The organism is Corynebacterium coyleae (assembly GCF_030408635.1).
Taxonomy (GTDB): domain Bacteria; phylum Actinomycetota; class Actinomycetes; order Mycobacteriales; family Mycobacteriaceae; genus Corynebacterium; species Corynebacterium coyleae.
In genome coordinates this window covers 307,178-321,203 of record NZ_CP047198.1, presented here as the reverse complement: position 1 = coordinate 321,203, position 14,026 = coordinate 307,178, and the positions used below count along the sequence as shown (strand labels likewise).

General features: G+C 56.1%; 12 protein-coding genes and 3 pseudogenes. 8 read left to right on the top strand and 7 right to left on the bottom strand.

The genetic code is table 11. From position 1 onward, the window contains the following. Positions 1–10: 10 nt before the first annotated feature. Complete coding sequence (locus CCOY_RS01505; protein ID WP_062614292.1) at positions 11–823, bottom strand: class I SAM-dependent methyltransferase; 813 nt, start codon at positions 821–823, stop codon at positions 11–13. A 230-nt stretch (positions 824–1,053) separates the two neighbouring features. Between CCOY_RS01505 and CCOY_RS01500 the strand changes: the two are divergent. After that, positions 1,054–2,172 (top strand): annotated as a pseudogene (locus tag CCOY_RS01500) (IS256 family transposase); the annotation flags it as partial. A gap of 421 nt (positions 2,173–2,593) precedes the next feature. Continuing rightward, positions 2,594–4,762, top strand: coding sequence for a type ISP restriction/modification enzyme (locus tag CCOY_RS01495; RefSeq protein WP_224213107.1), 2,169 nt, complete (start codon positions 2,594–2,596; stop codon positions 4,760–4,762). 11 nt (positions 4,763–4,773) lie between these two features. On the opposite strand, the gene CCOY_RS01490 is transcribed toward CCOY_RS01495, so the two are convergent. Continuing rightward, positions 4,774–4,905, bottom strand: a complete 132-nt coding sequence (locus CCOY_RS01490) for a hypothetical protein (RefSeq protein WP_256366010.1) — start codon at positions 4,903–4,905, stop codon at positions 4,774–4,776. A gap of 163 nt (positions 4,906–5,068) precedes the next feature. On the opposite strand from CCOY_RS01490, the gene CCOY_RS01485 reads away from it, so the two are divergent. Next, a complete protein-coding gene (locus tag CCOY_RS01485; protein ID WP_070482101.1) occupies positions 5,069–5,377 on the top strand; it encodes a type II toxin-antitoxin system RelE/ParE family toxin in 309 nt (102 codons plus the stop codon). Beyond that, positions 5,374–5,667 carry an addiction module antidote protein gene (locus tag CCOY_RS01480; protein ID WP_070362126.1) on the top strand — a complete coding sequence of 98 codons (294 nt, stop codon included), beginning with the start codon at positions 5,374–5,376 and terminating at the stop codon, positions 5,665–5,667. Before CCOY_RS01485 ends, CCOY_RS01480 begins: the two co-directional genes overlap by 4 nt. Positions 5,668–5,771: 104 nt before the next feature. Here the strand turns inward: CCOY_RS01480 and CCOY_RS12180 are convergent. Continuing rightward, positions 5,772–5,969, bottom strand: a pseudogene (locus tag CCOY_RS12180) (IS3 family transposase); the annotation flags it as partial. Between the two features lie 932 nt (positions 5,970–6,901). On the opposite strand from CCOY_RS12180, the pseudogene CCOY_RS01470 reads away from it, so the two are divergent. The 3 genes and pseudogenes from CCOY_RS01470 to CCOY_RS01460 all read left to right on the top strand — a co-directional run bounded on the left by CCOY_RS01470 (position 6,902) and on the right by CCOY_RS01460 (position 9,490). After that, positions 6,902–8,141, top strand: a pseudogene (locus CCOY_RS01470) (IS256 family transposase). Positions 8,142–8,457: 316 nt separating this feature from the next. After that, a complete protein-coding gene (locus tag CCOY_RS01465; protein WP_208856578.1) occupies positions 8,458–9,234 on the top strand; it encodes an ATP-binding protein in 777 nt (258 codons plus the stop codon). Positions 9,235–9,349: 115 nt separating this feature from the next. Continuing rightward, entirely contained in the window at positions 9,350–9,490 is a 141-nt protein-coding gene (locus CCOY_RS01460) for a hypothetical protein (protein WP_232745367.1), read from the top strand. Here the strand turns inward: CCOY_RS01460 and CCOY_RS01455 are convergent, their stop codons facing one another. Then, positions 9,491–10,720 carry an MFS transporter gene (locus CCOY_RS01455; RefSeq protein WP_092101364.1) on the bottom strand — a complete coding sequence of 410 codons (1,230 nt, stop codon included), beginning with the start codon at positions 10,718–10,720 and terminating at the stop codon, positions 9,491–9,493. Between the two features lie 91 nt (positions 10,721–10,811). Between CCOY_RS01455 and CCOY_RS01450 the strand changes: the two genes are divergently transcribed. After that, positions 10,812–11,489, top strand: a complete 678-nt coding sequence (locus CCOY_RS01450; RefSeq protein WP_070462451.1) for a TetR/AcrR family transcriptional regulator — start codon at positions 10,812–10,814, stop codon at positions 11,487–11,489. A gap of 248 nt (positions 11,490–11,737) precedes the next feature. On the opposite strand, the gene CCOY_RS01445 is transcribed toward CCOY_RS01450, so the two are convergent. The 3 genes from CCOY_RS01445 to CCOY_RS01435 form a co-directional block, all read right to left on the bottom strand. Further along, entirely contained in the window at positions 11,738–11,917 is a 180-nt protein-coding gene (locus tag CCOY_RS01445) for a hypothetical protein (protein ID WP_052205466.1), read from the bottom strand. Positions 11,918–12,357: 440 nt separating this feature from the next. Next, positions 12,358–12,495: a type II toxin-antitoxin system VapC family toxin gene (locus CCOY_RS01440; RefSeq protein WP_141758925.1), complete on the bottom strand. Its 138-nt coding sequence runs from the start codon at positions 12,493–12,495 to the stop codon at positions 12,358–12,360. Next, positions 12,496–13,641 (bottom strand): ImmA/IrrE family metallo-endopeptidase, encoded by a 1,146-nt coding sequence (locus CCOY_RS01435; protein ID WP_092101362.1) that lies wholly within the window; start codon positions 13,639–13,641, stop codon positions 12,496–12,498. Positions 13,642–14,026 lie beyond the last annotated feature (385 nt).

Genomic DNA, 14,026 nt, shown 5'->3' with positions numbered 1-14,026 from the left:
TGTTCTTTCTTCAGTCTTCTTGCGTCTTGGGTTTGCGGGCAACGACCGCGATTCCGGTGAGCTGATCTTTGTATTCGTTGAACGTGGCGCGCATGGTCAAAATACGCTGGCGTAGATCCTTGTCGCGGAGAACATTCTTGATAATGCGCGCTACCCCGAGCAGCCCTTCGTCGGCTAGATTGCGTCGCGGCGATAGCAACGCCATCGGCTCGAAACCAACCCATTCGATGGTAAAGCCAGCGTTTTCAAGCACCTTGCACCATTCGTTTTCTGTTAGCGGGCGGGCGTTGACGCGAATCGTCTGGGCCAACTGCTTACGCAAGTTGTCGGCAAGCTGGGCGTCAATATCGTTAGGGGTGAGCCCAAGCTCGTGGATCGCGTAGCAGCCGCCTGGAGCGAGCAGCCGAAACGCTTCGGCCACGATCTCGTCCTTGCCCTTTTCGCCCTGCATCGTCAGCATGGCTTCGCCAATCACTACGTCAGCCGAGGCGTCTGGCAGGCCGGTGTTCTGGGCTTGCGCGTTAATAACCTTTCCGCCATGCGGGGTGACGACGTCTTGCACGTTTGCGACGGCATCGGGATCTTGGTCGACTCCTACATATGAGGAAACGCCGCGGTCGACTATGAGTTTCGCTGTTCGCCCCAAACCTGGGGCGAATTCCACCACTTCGCGGCCGGAAATATCTGCTTTATCCAGCATGCGCGTGGTGAGCTTCAGGCCACCGGGACGCAAGACCCGTTTCCCGGCGCGCGCCAGCACCCAATGCCCGGCGGCGGTTTTTGTAGAGCGATCACTTTGCGGAATGGAAGGATTCTTTGACACAACAAAATACTACCTGAATTAGCTTAGGTGAACCTAATTATTCAATTAAAAAACTCGCAACCGGCTAGTTGGGTCAACTTTTTGCCTACGCGGCATGGAGATATTCCGGGCTGCGTTTGCTTTGAGCGCGAATGATCGACGGCAGTAGCCCTTAGACAGTTTTGCAGTCAAAAAGTTTGCTAAAACTAGGTCGAACCAGGTGTTTGCGCCCACCAAACCGTCGTTTGCGTGCGGTTGCAGGTGCCGAGTACAGCCGCCCAGATCCTGACCGACGGGCCCAGCGCAACGGCTACCGCCACCGGCCTCTCGATACCCGTGTTGGGACCTTGGACATCGCGGTCCCGAAACTACGCCAGGGCACCTATTTCCCTGAGTGGCTGCTGGAGCGTCGCAAGCGCGCCGAGTCCGCATTGATCACTGTTGTTGCCGACTGCTATCTCGCTGGAGTCAGTACTCGCCGGATGGACAAGTTGGTCAAGACGTTGGGAATCGACCGGCTATCGAAGTCCCAGGTCTCTCGCATGGCCGCCGAGTTGGACGAGCACGTCGCCGGGTTTCGACACCGCCCACTAGGCGATGCTGGGCCGTTCACGTTCGTGACCGCCGACGCGTTGACGATGAAAGCTCGCGAGGGAAGTCGTTTGGTCAACGCGGTCGTCATGCTCGCGACCGGGGTCAACGCCGACGGGCATCGCGAAGTCTTAGGGATGCGGGTCGCCACGAGCGAGACCGGCCCGGCCTGGAACAAGTTTTTCGCCGATCCGGTCGCCCGAGGACTGTCCGGGGTCCGGCTGGTCACCTCCGACGCCCACCAAGGCATCGTGGAAGCGATCGCGGCGAACCTGCCCGGTGCCGTCTGGCAGCGTTGCCGCACTCACTACGCCGCGAACCTGATGAGCATCACTCCCAAGAGCTTGTGGCCGGCGGTCAAGGCCATGCTCCACTCCGTCTATGACCAGCCTGACGCCGATGCTGTTCACGCCCAGTTCGACCGGCTACTGGACTACACCGCCGAGAAACTCCCCGACGTCGCAGACCACCTCGATGCCGCCCGCGCTGACATTCTCGCGTTCACCAGCTTCCCGACCGAGGTCTGGCAGCAGATCTGGTCGAACAACCCCACCGAACGGCTGAACCGCGAGATCCGGCGCCGCACCGATGCGATTGGGATCTTCCCAAACCGGGAAGCAATTGTCCGGCTCGTCGGCGCCGTCCTGGCCGAGCAAACCGATGAATGGGCAGAAGGCCGCCGCTACCTCGGCCTGGAAGTCCTAGCCAAGAGCCGCCTCAACCTGATCACCACACCCACAACCACGACCGATGCCGACATGCCCGCACTCGCAGGCTAAAACCCCAAACGAGAGGAAAACACCGTTACACCACTACAAGGGACTTGACCCCCAACTTGCTAAAAGCTTTGTAGTTGACTAGGAGTGCAGATGGTCGTCGGCCCACCTGCAAGAACGAATAGCAAGCGGTATCGTCTACAGGTTGAGGTGCTACCCGCATCATTTGTCGAGACCCCGCGTCTATTCTTGCGCGCGAGATCCCGACTGGTTCACCCCCTCTACGGACGCCAGCCGGGTAGTGACGTGCCAGATACTCAGCGGTACAGCAGGCTAATCTCCAAACGTCCGCGGCAGCCGGAAATCCCAGTTCATAGCCGGTATCGAAGCTGTTCGATGGCCCTGCTCCGCACTGGGGTCTTGTATCCATCGTGACCAGTTGTGCGATCCGTTTACGGGCACTGGCACGTTTATGGTTCGCCTGTTGCAGTCCGGATTGATCGATCCGAAGGATCTGGCCCGCAAGTACGCCAATGAGTTGCACGCGACCGAGATCATGCTGCTGGCGTATTACGTGGCTGCGGTGAATATCGAAACGACGTTTAACGCGTTGCAAGCCGAGACGGCGCAGCGCGAAGACCTACCGGAGCCGGAGTATGTGCCGTTTGAGGGCATTGCGCTTGCCGATACCTTCCAGATCCACGAGGACGGCGACATCCTGGATCTGGCGGTATTTAAGAACAACAACGAGCGCATTGTTCGTCAGAAGAAGGCCCCGATCAATGTCATCGTGGGCAACCCGCCGTACTCAGTAGGTCAGACGAGCGCGAACGATAACAACGCGAACCTGAAGTATCCAACACTGGACGCACGCATCGCGGAGACGTACGCGGCGAAGTCGACGGCGACGAATAAGAACTCCCTGTACGACTCATATCTGCGCGCGTTCCGGTGGGCCACCGACCGGATTGGGGATCAAGGTGTTGTGGCGTTTGTGTCGAACGGTGGTTGGGTGGATGCCAACACTGGTGATGGTGTCCGCCTATCGCTCGCTGAAGATTATTCAGACATCTACTTGCTGAATCTACGGGGAAATGCCCGTACCTCAGGAGAAGAACGTAAGAAAGAAGCCGGAAACGTCTTCGGTGGCGGCTCACGCACGCCCATTTCAGTAGCGATTTGTGTCAAAGATCCAAACAAGTCGGGATTCGTTCTGCATTACCGCGACATTGGGGACTATCTGTCAGCGGAAGAAAAGCTTGCGATCGTGAATACGTCGACGATTGAGAATGTTGATTGGCAGTCAATTGTGCCGAATCAGCATGGAGATTGGTTGAACCAGCGCAGCGACGAGTTTGCGACCTGGCCGGTTATTGGCGAGAAGAAGGACACCGTCACGACGTTCTTTGGCGCCTATTCCGCAGGGTTAAAAACTGGCCGTGATGCTTGGTCGTATTCTTCTGCAACCGCCCAACTCGTAGAAAACATCGGGACGCACGTTGCGAACTACCGCCAAGCGCAAGACCTGTTGCGAAACGAAGGGTTTGAGGAAAGCAAACGGGGCGTAGACGCATTGTTTACACAACACCCGGAATTGGTGGATAGCACGCGAGGTTCATGGAATGTCAACCTGAGGCAGGAGTTAGCCCGCGGAACCGAGATCGCGGTTGATACGGACCGTGTGTTCACATCGTTGTACCGCCCGTTTTTCAAACAGCGGAATTATTTCGCGAAAGAATTGATCGACAGACAGTATCAATTGCCTTCGATGTTCCCGACGCTGCACCATCACAACATCGGGTACGTCACCACCAGCCCAGGCGATAGCGTGCCGTTGGGAACGCTGGCGACAAACATCATGCCTGATCTTCACACCCTCGCGACTTCTCAGTACTTCTCACGTTTCACCTGGGAGCCAGTAGAGGCGTCGGATGGTGGGTTGTTCGGCGAGGGGGCGTCGATAAGCGAAGGCGAGTCCTCGATTTATGGGCAGGTTGGCGAGGTCGTTGCGGGTTATGTGCGCAAGGACAACATCACCGACGAGATCAAGGCGCTCTACCGCGACGCGCTGGATGCCGATGTCACTGGTGACGACATCTTCCACTTCGTTTACGGCAAGCTGCACGATCCGAACTATCGGGAGGCGTATGCGGCGGATTTGAAGAAGATGCTGCCGCACATTGAAACGCCGGGTTCGCGTGAAGAGTTCGACAAGTTGGCGCGTTCCGGCAAGGAACTGATGGACCTGCACGTCGGGTACGAGGATGTGCAGCCGTACCCGCTGGATATCGCGGTCAAGGGCGACGAGTCCGACCCGGAGACCTGGCGTGTGTTGAAGATGAAGTGGGCACGTAAGAAGGACCCAGAGACCGACAAGAACGTCAACGACGTGACCAAGTTGATTTACAACAAGCGGGTCACCATCGCGGGTATCCCGGCTGAGGCTGATGAGTACATGCTGGGGTCGCGTTCCGCGTTGGCGTGGCTGATTGATCGCTACCAGGTGAAGAAGGACAAGGCGTCTGGGATTGTCAACGACCCGAACGATTGGGCCGATGAGGTTGGCAACCCGCGCTACATCGTGGATCTGATTGGCAAGGTGACCCGGGTTGCGGTGGAGACGGTACGGATCGTGGAGGGGCTGCGAGAATAACGCCGTTCGGTTCATTGCCAGTTGAGGCTCGAGAGCGTGGCTTCATCGCGGATGATCGAAAAGCGGTGCGGTGGCCCCTCAGCCGCCAGGTTGACCTTGAACACCTCACCGAAGATCCGGGCCATAGCGGACGTGTCATCCACCTCGACCTCAACTCATCAACCGCACCCTCAAGTCTGCATGCGTCTTTAGCGTCTTTAGACGCTTTCCTGGCGTCATCACCAATCTTCAAACCGAAAGAGGAGTCAGCCATGAGAGGCGTATTCCCCACTTGAGCCATGTAGCTTTTAGGCTACACTTGGGCGTGTGGAGATCATTTCCAGCAGCTTGTTTGACGCCTGGTTAGGTGAGCTAAAAGACAAACATGCTCAGCGACGCATTTTGTATGCAATAGCCCGATGCGAAGCACACGGAAGAATGATTGGAGACATCAAACCCGTTGGCGAGAAGGTTAGCGAGATGAGATTTCATTTCGGGCCCGGCTATCGGGTGTACTACACCCGACTAGGCGCAATAACGGTTTTCCTGCTGGCCGGAGGAGATAAATCCAGCCAGGATAAAGATATTCGAACAGCTCAAAAGCTCGCACAACAGGTAAGGGAGGAACAGTCGTGAAGGAAGTAACATTTTCAGCGTTCGATGCAAGCAAATATCTCGATAGCCAAGAAGCAGTGAACGATTACCTGGCTATCGCACTCGAAGACGGCGATACGAAAACCGTTCAGGTGGTTTTGCGTGACATTGCAAGGGCACACGGCATGAGCCAGCTCGCTAAAGAGACTCAACTCAACCGTGAATCCCTCTACAAGTCACTATCAAAAGACGGTAACCCGTCCTTTGCGGCTATCACGAAAATCATGAAAGCCCTGGGACTCAAAATAACTCTCGCTACACAAAATGCCTAGATACCTACTGGAATCACATCACCAATAAACCAAACGTGCCTCTGCTCAGCCCGTCCGGCCTCTATCCGCCGATCAGTGGTGGATCGCGGAGCCTGCGACCAGGCCCGTTGAATACGATCCGGGAAACGCTCGGCGGAGGGATCAGCAACGGTGGTGCGTGTGGTCTTGCGCCGGAGTACACCCGCGATTCCAAGGATATTCATGAGGCGTTGCACCTGGTCACGGCCGATGTTCCAGCCTGCCCGGTGGGCGGCTTTCCATAGTTTTCGTCGCCCGTAGACCCGCCGATTGGCCTGCCACAGCTCAAAGAGCCGGTGCGCGGTGTAAGCCTCATCCAGCTCGGCAGGGGTGGGCCCGAAACCACGGGCCTGGAAGCGGTAGAACGTTGCTGGTGTCGATTTGGGGTAGTTGGTACCGCGAGTCCGCGTAGTTGGTACCGGTGTTCCGCGTACCCGGTACTGCGAGGGGGTTTCTTTCATAGTTGATGTTGGCGGCACCGTACTTCGATGGTGCCGCGTCAACTTCTACTTGGAAGGAGCCGGTCTTTGTGGCCAACTTCAAACAAATCGTCGCGATGTGCCTTGACGGTGCTTGTTAAGAAGAAGAAAATGGTAGCGGTGTGGTGAGTATCTGGTAGCGCCTGAGTGAGTATCCGGTAGCGCACTTTGCTACCGTGATTTGCGCCGTCGACCTTCAGTGTGTCGAAATATTCCGAACAACAATCCAACACCCCGTAGACAGAGAATCACACCAATAGCCCCACACCAGAACGGAGGTATTGGTCAGGGGCTGTCTCTTGCATCCCTACTAGAAGTTCGAGGAATGCGCTGAGGTTACGTTCCGCGACCGTGACAAGGCGCAATACTGTGCTGCTACCCGATACTCACTGAAGCGCTACCGGAAAGTCACGCCACTGCTACCAGATACACGGTCGCAACAGGTGCTAGCTACGCACAGGTCACACATGCATTGGGGTGTTCACGACGAGAAGTATCCCGCGCAAAGAAGATCATCGCTGAGGAGTCACTGAGTTTAGAGACGTTCCGTCAGCTTCCACCGGGATGGTTCGATGAGCGATTCAGCGATGGCCGCAGCAAGCGCACACTGTCCTACGAGGTTGCGTCCCTTAGTGTGGTGTAACGCTTGCTGATGGTGGGCCCTGGAAAATGCAGGGGCGGCCATCGTCAGTAACCTTTCGACTCAACTACCACATCTCACCGAAAGGAACATGACGATGACCGCTGATCCGCATTCTATCGACCCAACAACCTATCTGGATGATCTGCTCGCTCAAGCCTCTCCGGATTTGATGCGCCAGATGCTGCAAGGGTTTATCAACCAAATCCTCTCCGCCCAGGCCGACACCGTCTGCGGCGCCGAATACGGCGTCGCCTCCACCGAGCGGGTCAACCACCGCAACGGGTATCGCCACCGCGACCTTGACACCCGTGTCGGCACGATCGACGTAGCAGTGCCGAAGCTGCGCCACGGAGCGTTCTTTCCGGACTGGCTGCTCGAGCGACGCTCACGAGCAGAACGAGCCTTATCGACCGTGATCGCGACGTGCTATCTCAAAGGAGTCTCCACCCGCCGAATGAACGATCTGGTGGCAACCCTTGGCATTTCCAACATGTCGAAATCCCAAGTCTCGCGCATGTCGGAAGAACTCGACGAAATGGTCGCAGACTTCAGAAATCGCCCCCTGGACCCCGGCGGGTACGCCTACCTGTCCTGCGACGCGTTGACAATCAAAGTGCGCGAAGGCGGCCGGGTGGTCAAATGCTCCGTACTGCTTGCCACTGGGGTCAACGCTGACGGCTACCGCGAAATGCTCGGTATGCACGTCGCCACCGCGGAATCCAACGCGTCGTGGAAGGGCTTCTTCCAGGACTTAAAAGCCCGCGGACTTCGCGGCGTCTTCCTTATCACCAGTGATGCCCACGAAGGCATCCAGCACGCCATTTCCGAAGTGCTGCCCGATGCATCCTGGCAGCGCTGTCGCACCCACTTCGCGAAAAACCTCTACGAAAAAGTCCCGAAAACCCAGTGGCCGATGGTCTTAAGCGATGTTCCAGACAATCTTCCAACAACCCGACGCCCAATCCACCTGGCGACAAGCCCGCGAAGTCGTCGACCTGTTAGAACCAAAGTTCCCCCAGGTAGCGGCGTACTTGGAGGAATCACTCGATGAGGTGCTGGCGTTTACCGCAGCACCGAAACCAGTCTGGAAGAAAGTCTGGTCCAACAACCCCACCGAACGGTTAAACCGGGAGATCCGCCGGCGCACCGACGTTGTGGGCATCTTCCCGAACCGTGAATCCATCATCCGGCTTGTCGGCGCGGTGCTTGCCGAGCAGCACGACGATTGGATCCAGCAAAAACGCTACATGTCACTATCCGCACTCGAACACACCAAACACCTCATGCACCAAACTGGAGGTGAACATGGCGAACATCACCAGCTAACCGCCTAACAAAACCCTGAACTTCATACCGAGCCGAAAGCACAAACGGCTACACCACTACACGGGACTTGACCCTGGAACAAGCCTGTGCACGCCTGATCGCACCTGATGGCACCAGGAGAGCTGTGTCGTATACCGCGGTGAAAAACATGATGGCCGCGGTGCGCAAAGACCAATCAACCCGCCCGACAGGCCATGATTTGCCAGCCACAACAGCGCCTGAAACACCACCGGTGGAACACGCACGCGATACCCGCGGCGCATATCTGGGTGGGTCTGCCCAGTTCAGTATGGAAAACCTCACGAAGAAAGGACCCCTACAGTCATGACACAGCCACAACCAGCATCAGCATCAGCGCGCTTTCTTGATGAATCGATCCTGCCTGTCTTTACCGATCTACGTATGACGGCTTTTGGCCGAACCGTGATTGATATTGCAGCAGATCCCATCTTCGACTCGTGGAGCTTTTCTGACAAAGTGCTCTACGCGCTCGATAAAGAAGTCGCGGCCAAGCGTGAACGACGAGTCAACAAATTACTCAAAGCATCCCGATCGCCAAATCTCGATGCGTGTATCGAAGACATCACCTACGCACCCGGCCGCAACCTCAACAAAGAGCAAATCACCAGACTCGCTCACTGCCAATGGTGTCAAAAAGCGCAAAGCATTGTCATCCTCGGCAAATCATCCGTCGGCAAAACATACCTGGCCCAAGCACTCCTTACCGCTGCGTGCAGAAACGACTACTCTGCCCGTTTCTTCCGCACAGACACCCTGGCCAACCAGCTAATGGTGCTACGCCATGATGACACAGCACGCATGGAGTTTCTTCAAGACTTACACCTGGCAGACGTACTCGTGCTTGATGACTTCTTAACAACGCCGATTGATGCTGCCACAGCACACCAGCTGCTCAACATTCTTGCTGAGCGTGAACACCGGGGATCAACCATTGTCACCTCCCAGTTCACACCCGATGAGTGGCACAAGTCCATCCCGGATGCTGTCATCGCCGAGTCGATACTGAATCGGCTTGTCGTTGGCGCTGAGATCATCACACTCGAAGGACCAAACATGCGCCTCGAAGCCAATACGCAGTAGCGGCTCATAGTCAACGCCCGAGTGTTACCCGATACTCACTCGGGCGTTACTGGATACTCACCACAGTGTTATTAAATCCGTGGTCCTAACAGCTATCGCGTCCCCATTCGTGGCCATGTCTCAGTCGTTTAGCAAGCAGGCGAATACGCTCTGGTACGAGATTTTCGATGTCGTCAAAGCCAACTCGCTGGTGGACTACTCGGGGCCGACTCCTGCGGATAACGTGATGGAACGGCTACTTCAGGCACGCTCATAGTTATTGGCGTAGTGCGGGTGCGGTGTGGGCGTAGATGACGACCACTGCAATCAAGGCGATACAGACGGCGAAGGGTGCCAGCGGGTTCCACCCGTAAAGGGCGGTCGAAGCCAGCGGGGCAATCGCGTACGCCAACCCATTATTAGCGTTGATGATGCCAGCCACTGCGCCTTGCTCATCTACACTCATCTTCAAGGTTGGGCCAGTGTTGTACCCGGGCATCGCCAGTCCCATACCTACCCCCAGCACGATACACCCGACAACCAGTAAAGCGTGCGAGGAGGTAGGCCAAATGAGCACAGTTGCAACTAGTGTAATGGCCAGACCAGTACGTAAAAGCTTCGCTGCTCCCCACCCTGTCTTTGGAGCAATCACCGCTTGGGCAATGATCATGGTCACGCCCATGATGGTCAGGTAAATCGCGGAAATACCTGCGGTCGCAGTTGCCGACAGGGCGAAGCGGTCTTGGACAGTGAATCCAAAAATCGTAGCAACAGAAGAAAACACAAGAAACATCACCAGACCAGTTGCTAGCCAGGGAGCTACACGCGGATCAGTGAAGCGAATCCGTTGAGGCTTTGCAAAAAGTTGCCCTCGGCTTTGAGGTGCGAAACTCACCAAGAGAACAACCAGACCAATCACCATCACAACGGGCATGACCACCAAGGGCAAGAGCAGGCCACCAGCAGCGGCTAACACACCTCCAGTAACACCTCCAACAATGGAGGCCATCCCTTGAGCCGCTCCAATCATGCCCAGTGCTTTTACCCGCCCGTTCTCGCTGGCAGCATGCGTGACCAGGTGGGCTTGCGCGGTCGGGGCGATCGCTGAAATCCCTCCACCATAGAGCAAACCACGAGTGATCACAACACCAAAAACTAGTCCGACACCGCCAACTACCTGGTTCATCCCCAGGTAGGAGACAATACCGAAGGCGCTCAAAGCGATGATCGCGATCACAAGCCCGGCCGCGAGTACACGTTTAGCGCCGACACGTTGGGAAGCTCGCCCCCAATAAGCACTCAAGCTCGCTAGTACAATCGCTGCCAAAGAGATAGTGGCGCCAATATGCCATTCCCGCAATCCCATCTGTCGTGACAGTGGCGCGATGATCGGATTGAGAATCATTTGCCCCATAAAGGCGAGAAAAACGATTCCCACTACCAGGTTCGCTTGCGCTCCTGGATCAATAGAGCTCTGTGTCGGCTTATTACTACGAGGGGCGGGCATCACTACACTCCATTACTAGAACACTGTTTCACTTAGGGATATTGTAGAATGGTGTTCTAGTAAGGGTCAAGTAATAAGTTAGGGTCACCTTATGAACACTGTGCTAACGGGGCGAAGGGCTGGGCTATCACGCGAGCTGATTGTCAAACAAGCTGTACAGTTAAGCGCGATCAGTGGCGTTGAGGGATGGTCAGTACGGGACATTGCCCGTGAACTGGGCGTGGTTCCCTCAGTGATTTATCATTATTTTCCAAACAAGGAAGCCATTTGTGATGCTGTTGTAGACCGGGTATGTGTCGGGATTGAAGTTCCCGACCCGGACCTTGAATGGAAAGCCTGGTTTCGAGCTATGGCTCACAATCTACGCCCCGCATTGTTAGCATATCCGGGGATTACCGACAGGTTCGCGCGGGGCAAGTTCACCGAACAGTTTTTGCCGATGATCGATGGAGCCTGGGCCAAACTACAAGAAGCTGGGTTTGGTGACAATTCGCCTGTGGCCTACACAATTATCGCGAACTCGATCATCCACACGATCGGAGCGAGAAACCTGCGCGCATCCAATCAAATCCAGCCTCGCCACAACCTGCACGAAATGCTTGTCAGGCTTGAGCCTATGATGGCTCAATCTGTTGGACTGACCAGTATTGTCAACTCTTACCTGGAGCCTCTCTCACACCCTGATGAAGAAGAAGCGATGTCCGAGGAATACTACGACCTCGTCATCGATGTGATCCTAGACGGCATCGAACACACCCTGCTGCCTTAACTCTGACCCACTTCTCAATCATCGTCTTAGTGAGCGTCCGCACAGCTGTGTACTTCAACACAGCGGATGTAGCCCAGTTGATAAGCCGGGTCAGTTCACGTTCACCCCTCGCGTTCTCATGGTCACGGAGACGGTTAAGTAGTTCTTCCTGATACGGATTATTCATGGTGTGCCCTTCATCCAGGTATGGGTAAAGGGAGCCAAGGCACACACCCTGACCCCCTTCGCTGCCTGCTACGGGCTAGCGTCTACTCGGTAGCACCCGCCGTGGTCGGCTCCACCACATCCTGTTCAGCCGTCGCCAGCACCTCCGGGCGGAACACGGAACCGCCGTACACCTGGAGGCCCGTAATCGCACGGGTGAAACGGAACGGCAGCATGGACGATTCCGCCACCTCCGTGATCTGGTAGCCGAACGCGGTAGCCATCGGGTGGCCCACAATGACACCTCACGGCCCGCCACCGTCGGCACCGTCGGCGCGGAAATGATGCGGAACCCGAGCAGGCGACCAATCTCACCGTTCAAGAGATTGCTGTTGTTCACTGCCTTGTCCAGGCGCTCGTCGTACAGCAACGCCGATTCCATCTCGGGGCCAACCATCACGAAACGGTCAGTCTTCGGAACCGAAGTGGCGTTGAGTTTCTTACGCAGCGCCACCAGCGTCTTGTACGCGTCCTTCTTCTCAATGTCGAGCGGGAGGGTGCCCACCTTGTTGGAGTTCTTCACTCCGTCCTTCATGAGCTTGCCGATGTAGGTATCGACCTGCTCGGACATGCCTTCCACTGCCTCGCTGACTGCCCCCGGCTTCACGTCCAGAGCAGACTGGACGGAAGATACCAGCGGAATCTTGAAGTTAAAGTAATCGGCCTAGTCGATCTTGAACTTGCGGTCGCCGAACTCAAGGTCTTCAACAACCATGTCTTCGGACTCGTCGTACGATTCAAAAATGTCTCGCGGACGGTGATTGAACGCACCGATCACGATATTCGTATCGATGAGGTACACCTATGCGACCTCCTGCATACGAGTAACCGCATTCTTCAGCGTCGCAGTCTTTGCAATGCCCAGTTGGCGCGAAGCTTCCTCTTGAGAAATTGCGCCATCTGCATATTCGCCGGTTACTGTGTCCAAGAACCGGCCACCCAGCCGAGACTTCAACGTGACGAAGAAGTCACCGCCTCCACTAACAATCGGAGGCGTAGGGGTCGAGGGACGTTGCCGAAGGAATTCCTGCACTTGTGGTTTGCCAAGGCGGCGCTGCCCCACAAGGGACCACAGTGTCGTATCCGCGCTTACCCGGTACGCATCGTATGCCCATTCAGTGATGTGTTTCAGATCGGGATTTCTGTCCCATTCCTGCAACAACGCATGCTGCGGCAGAAGCAGGGCAGCTGCAAACCTGTTACACCATCGCTCTACATCGTGATGATCGTTCATGGCTCCAGTGAGCCCTTCTGCAGCGAGTAGCACGTGGCCTAGCTCGTGAGCAAGGCTAAAGTACTGCCCAACTTTGTAATCACTGCCGTTGATGAAGATCAAGGGGTAAGCACCATCGAGCAGTGTGAAAGCACGAAACTCGTCGATGTCGAGTTTGCGGTGGTTGTTATTTCCAAGTACGGAGTTTCGCATCACCAAGACACCGCAGTGCTCAATTGCCTCCGCTAATTCCAGCACATTCTCTCGACCAGTAGCCGCCCTGCCTGGCTTCCATCCAGCATCGGCGAGCTGAGGAAGTAATGCACGCACGGCATCGTCCGGGTTATCACGTAATGTCCATTCGCCACCGAAGCATGGGGGCTCAATGCCTTCTGCACGAGCAAATTCGGCGTACCAACCCAAACGCCGCTCACAGGCGTAAATCGTTTCCTTCAATTCCGGGCTGAACTCGGTTACTTTCTTACTGTCTACGGTGCGGAAATCTGGAAAATCCGGTTGGTCATCCGTGGGGTCGTCGAGAAGCAAGTATCCAAACGGGATACAAGCAAGCGATGCCAAGTGCTGGGCCTGACGCAACGTCGGGGATACCTCCCCTTCCAGCCATTGCCGGACCAACCGAAAATCGCTTTTTTGGGCAAGTTCTTCAACCGTGACGCCGGTCCGCTGTAGGGCCCAACGCAACGTCGGTGCTGCAATGTCGATTCGAACAGTCATCACTCACCTCCCGCTAGTTACGTAGTTTTTACCTTAGCGGAGGAGCCCAGCAAACATCTCCGGGGAGCTACAGCTATCAAATTGATACAAACGAGTTTTCATGCCTGCGGAACTAGCCTCGCTCATGCTAGGGTTCATGTCAATCGTTCAGCCCGCCTCCGAGCCAAGCTCAGAGTGTGGGCTGGATTTCTTATTGCAATCTGGCGGATCCCTTCGTACTCCGGCGTCGCCCGCACCGTCACCGCGCTGACCTGAGTTGGTCGACGGGAAGGGGTCGATGCGAAGCTCGGCCCCACCCCCGGAGTGCACTGCTACGCCCGTCATCGACGGACCGGGAACGAACATAACAACATAAAAACGAAAGAACCCCCAGCGTTGGAAAGAG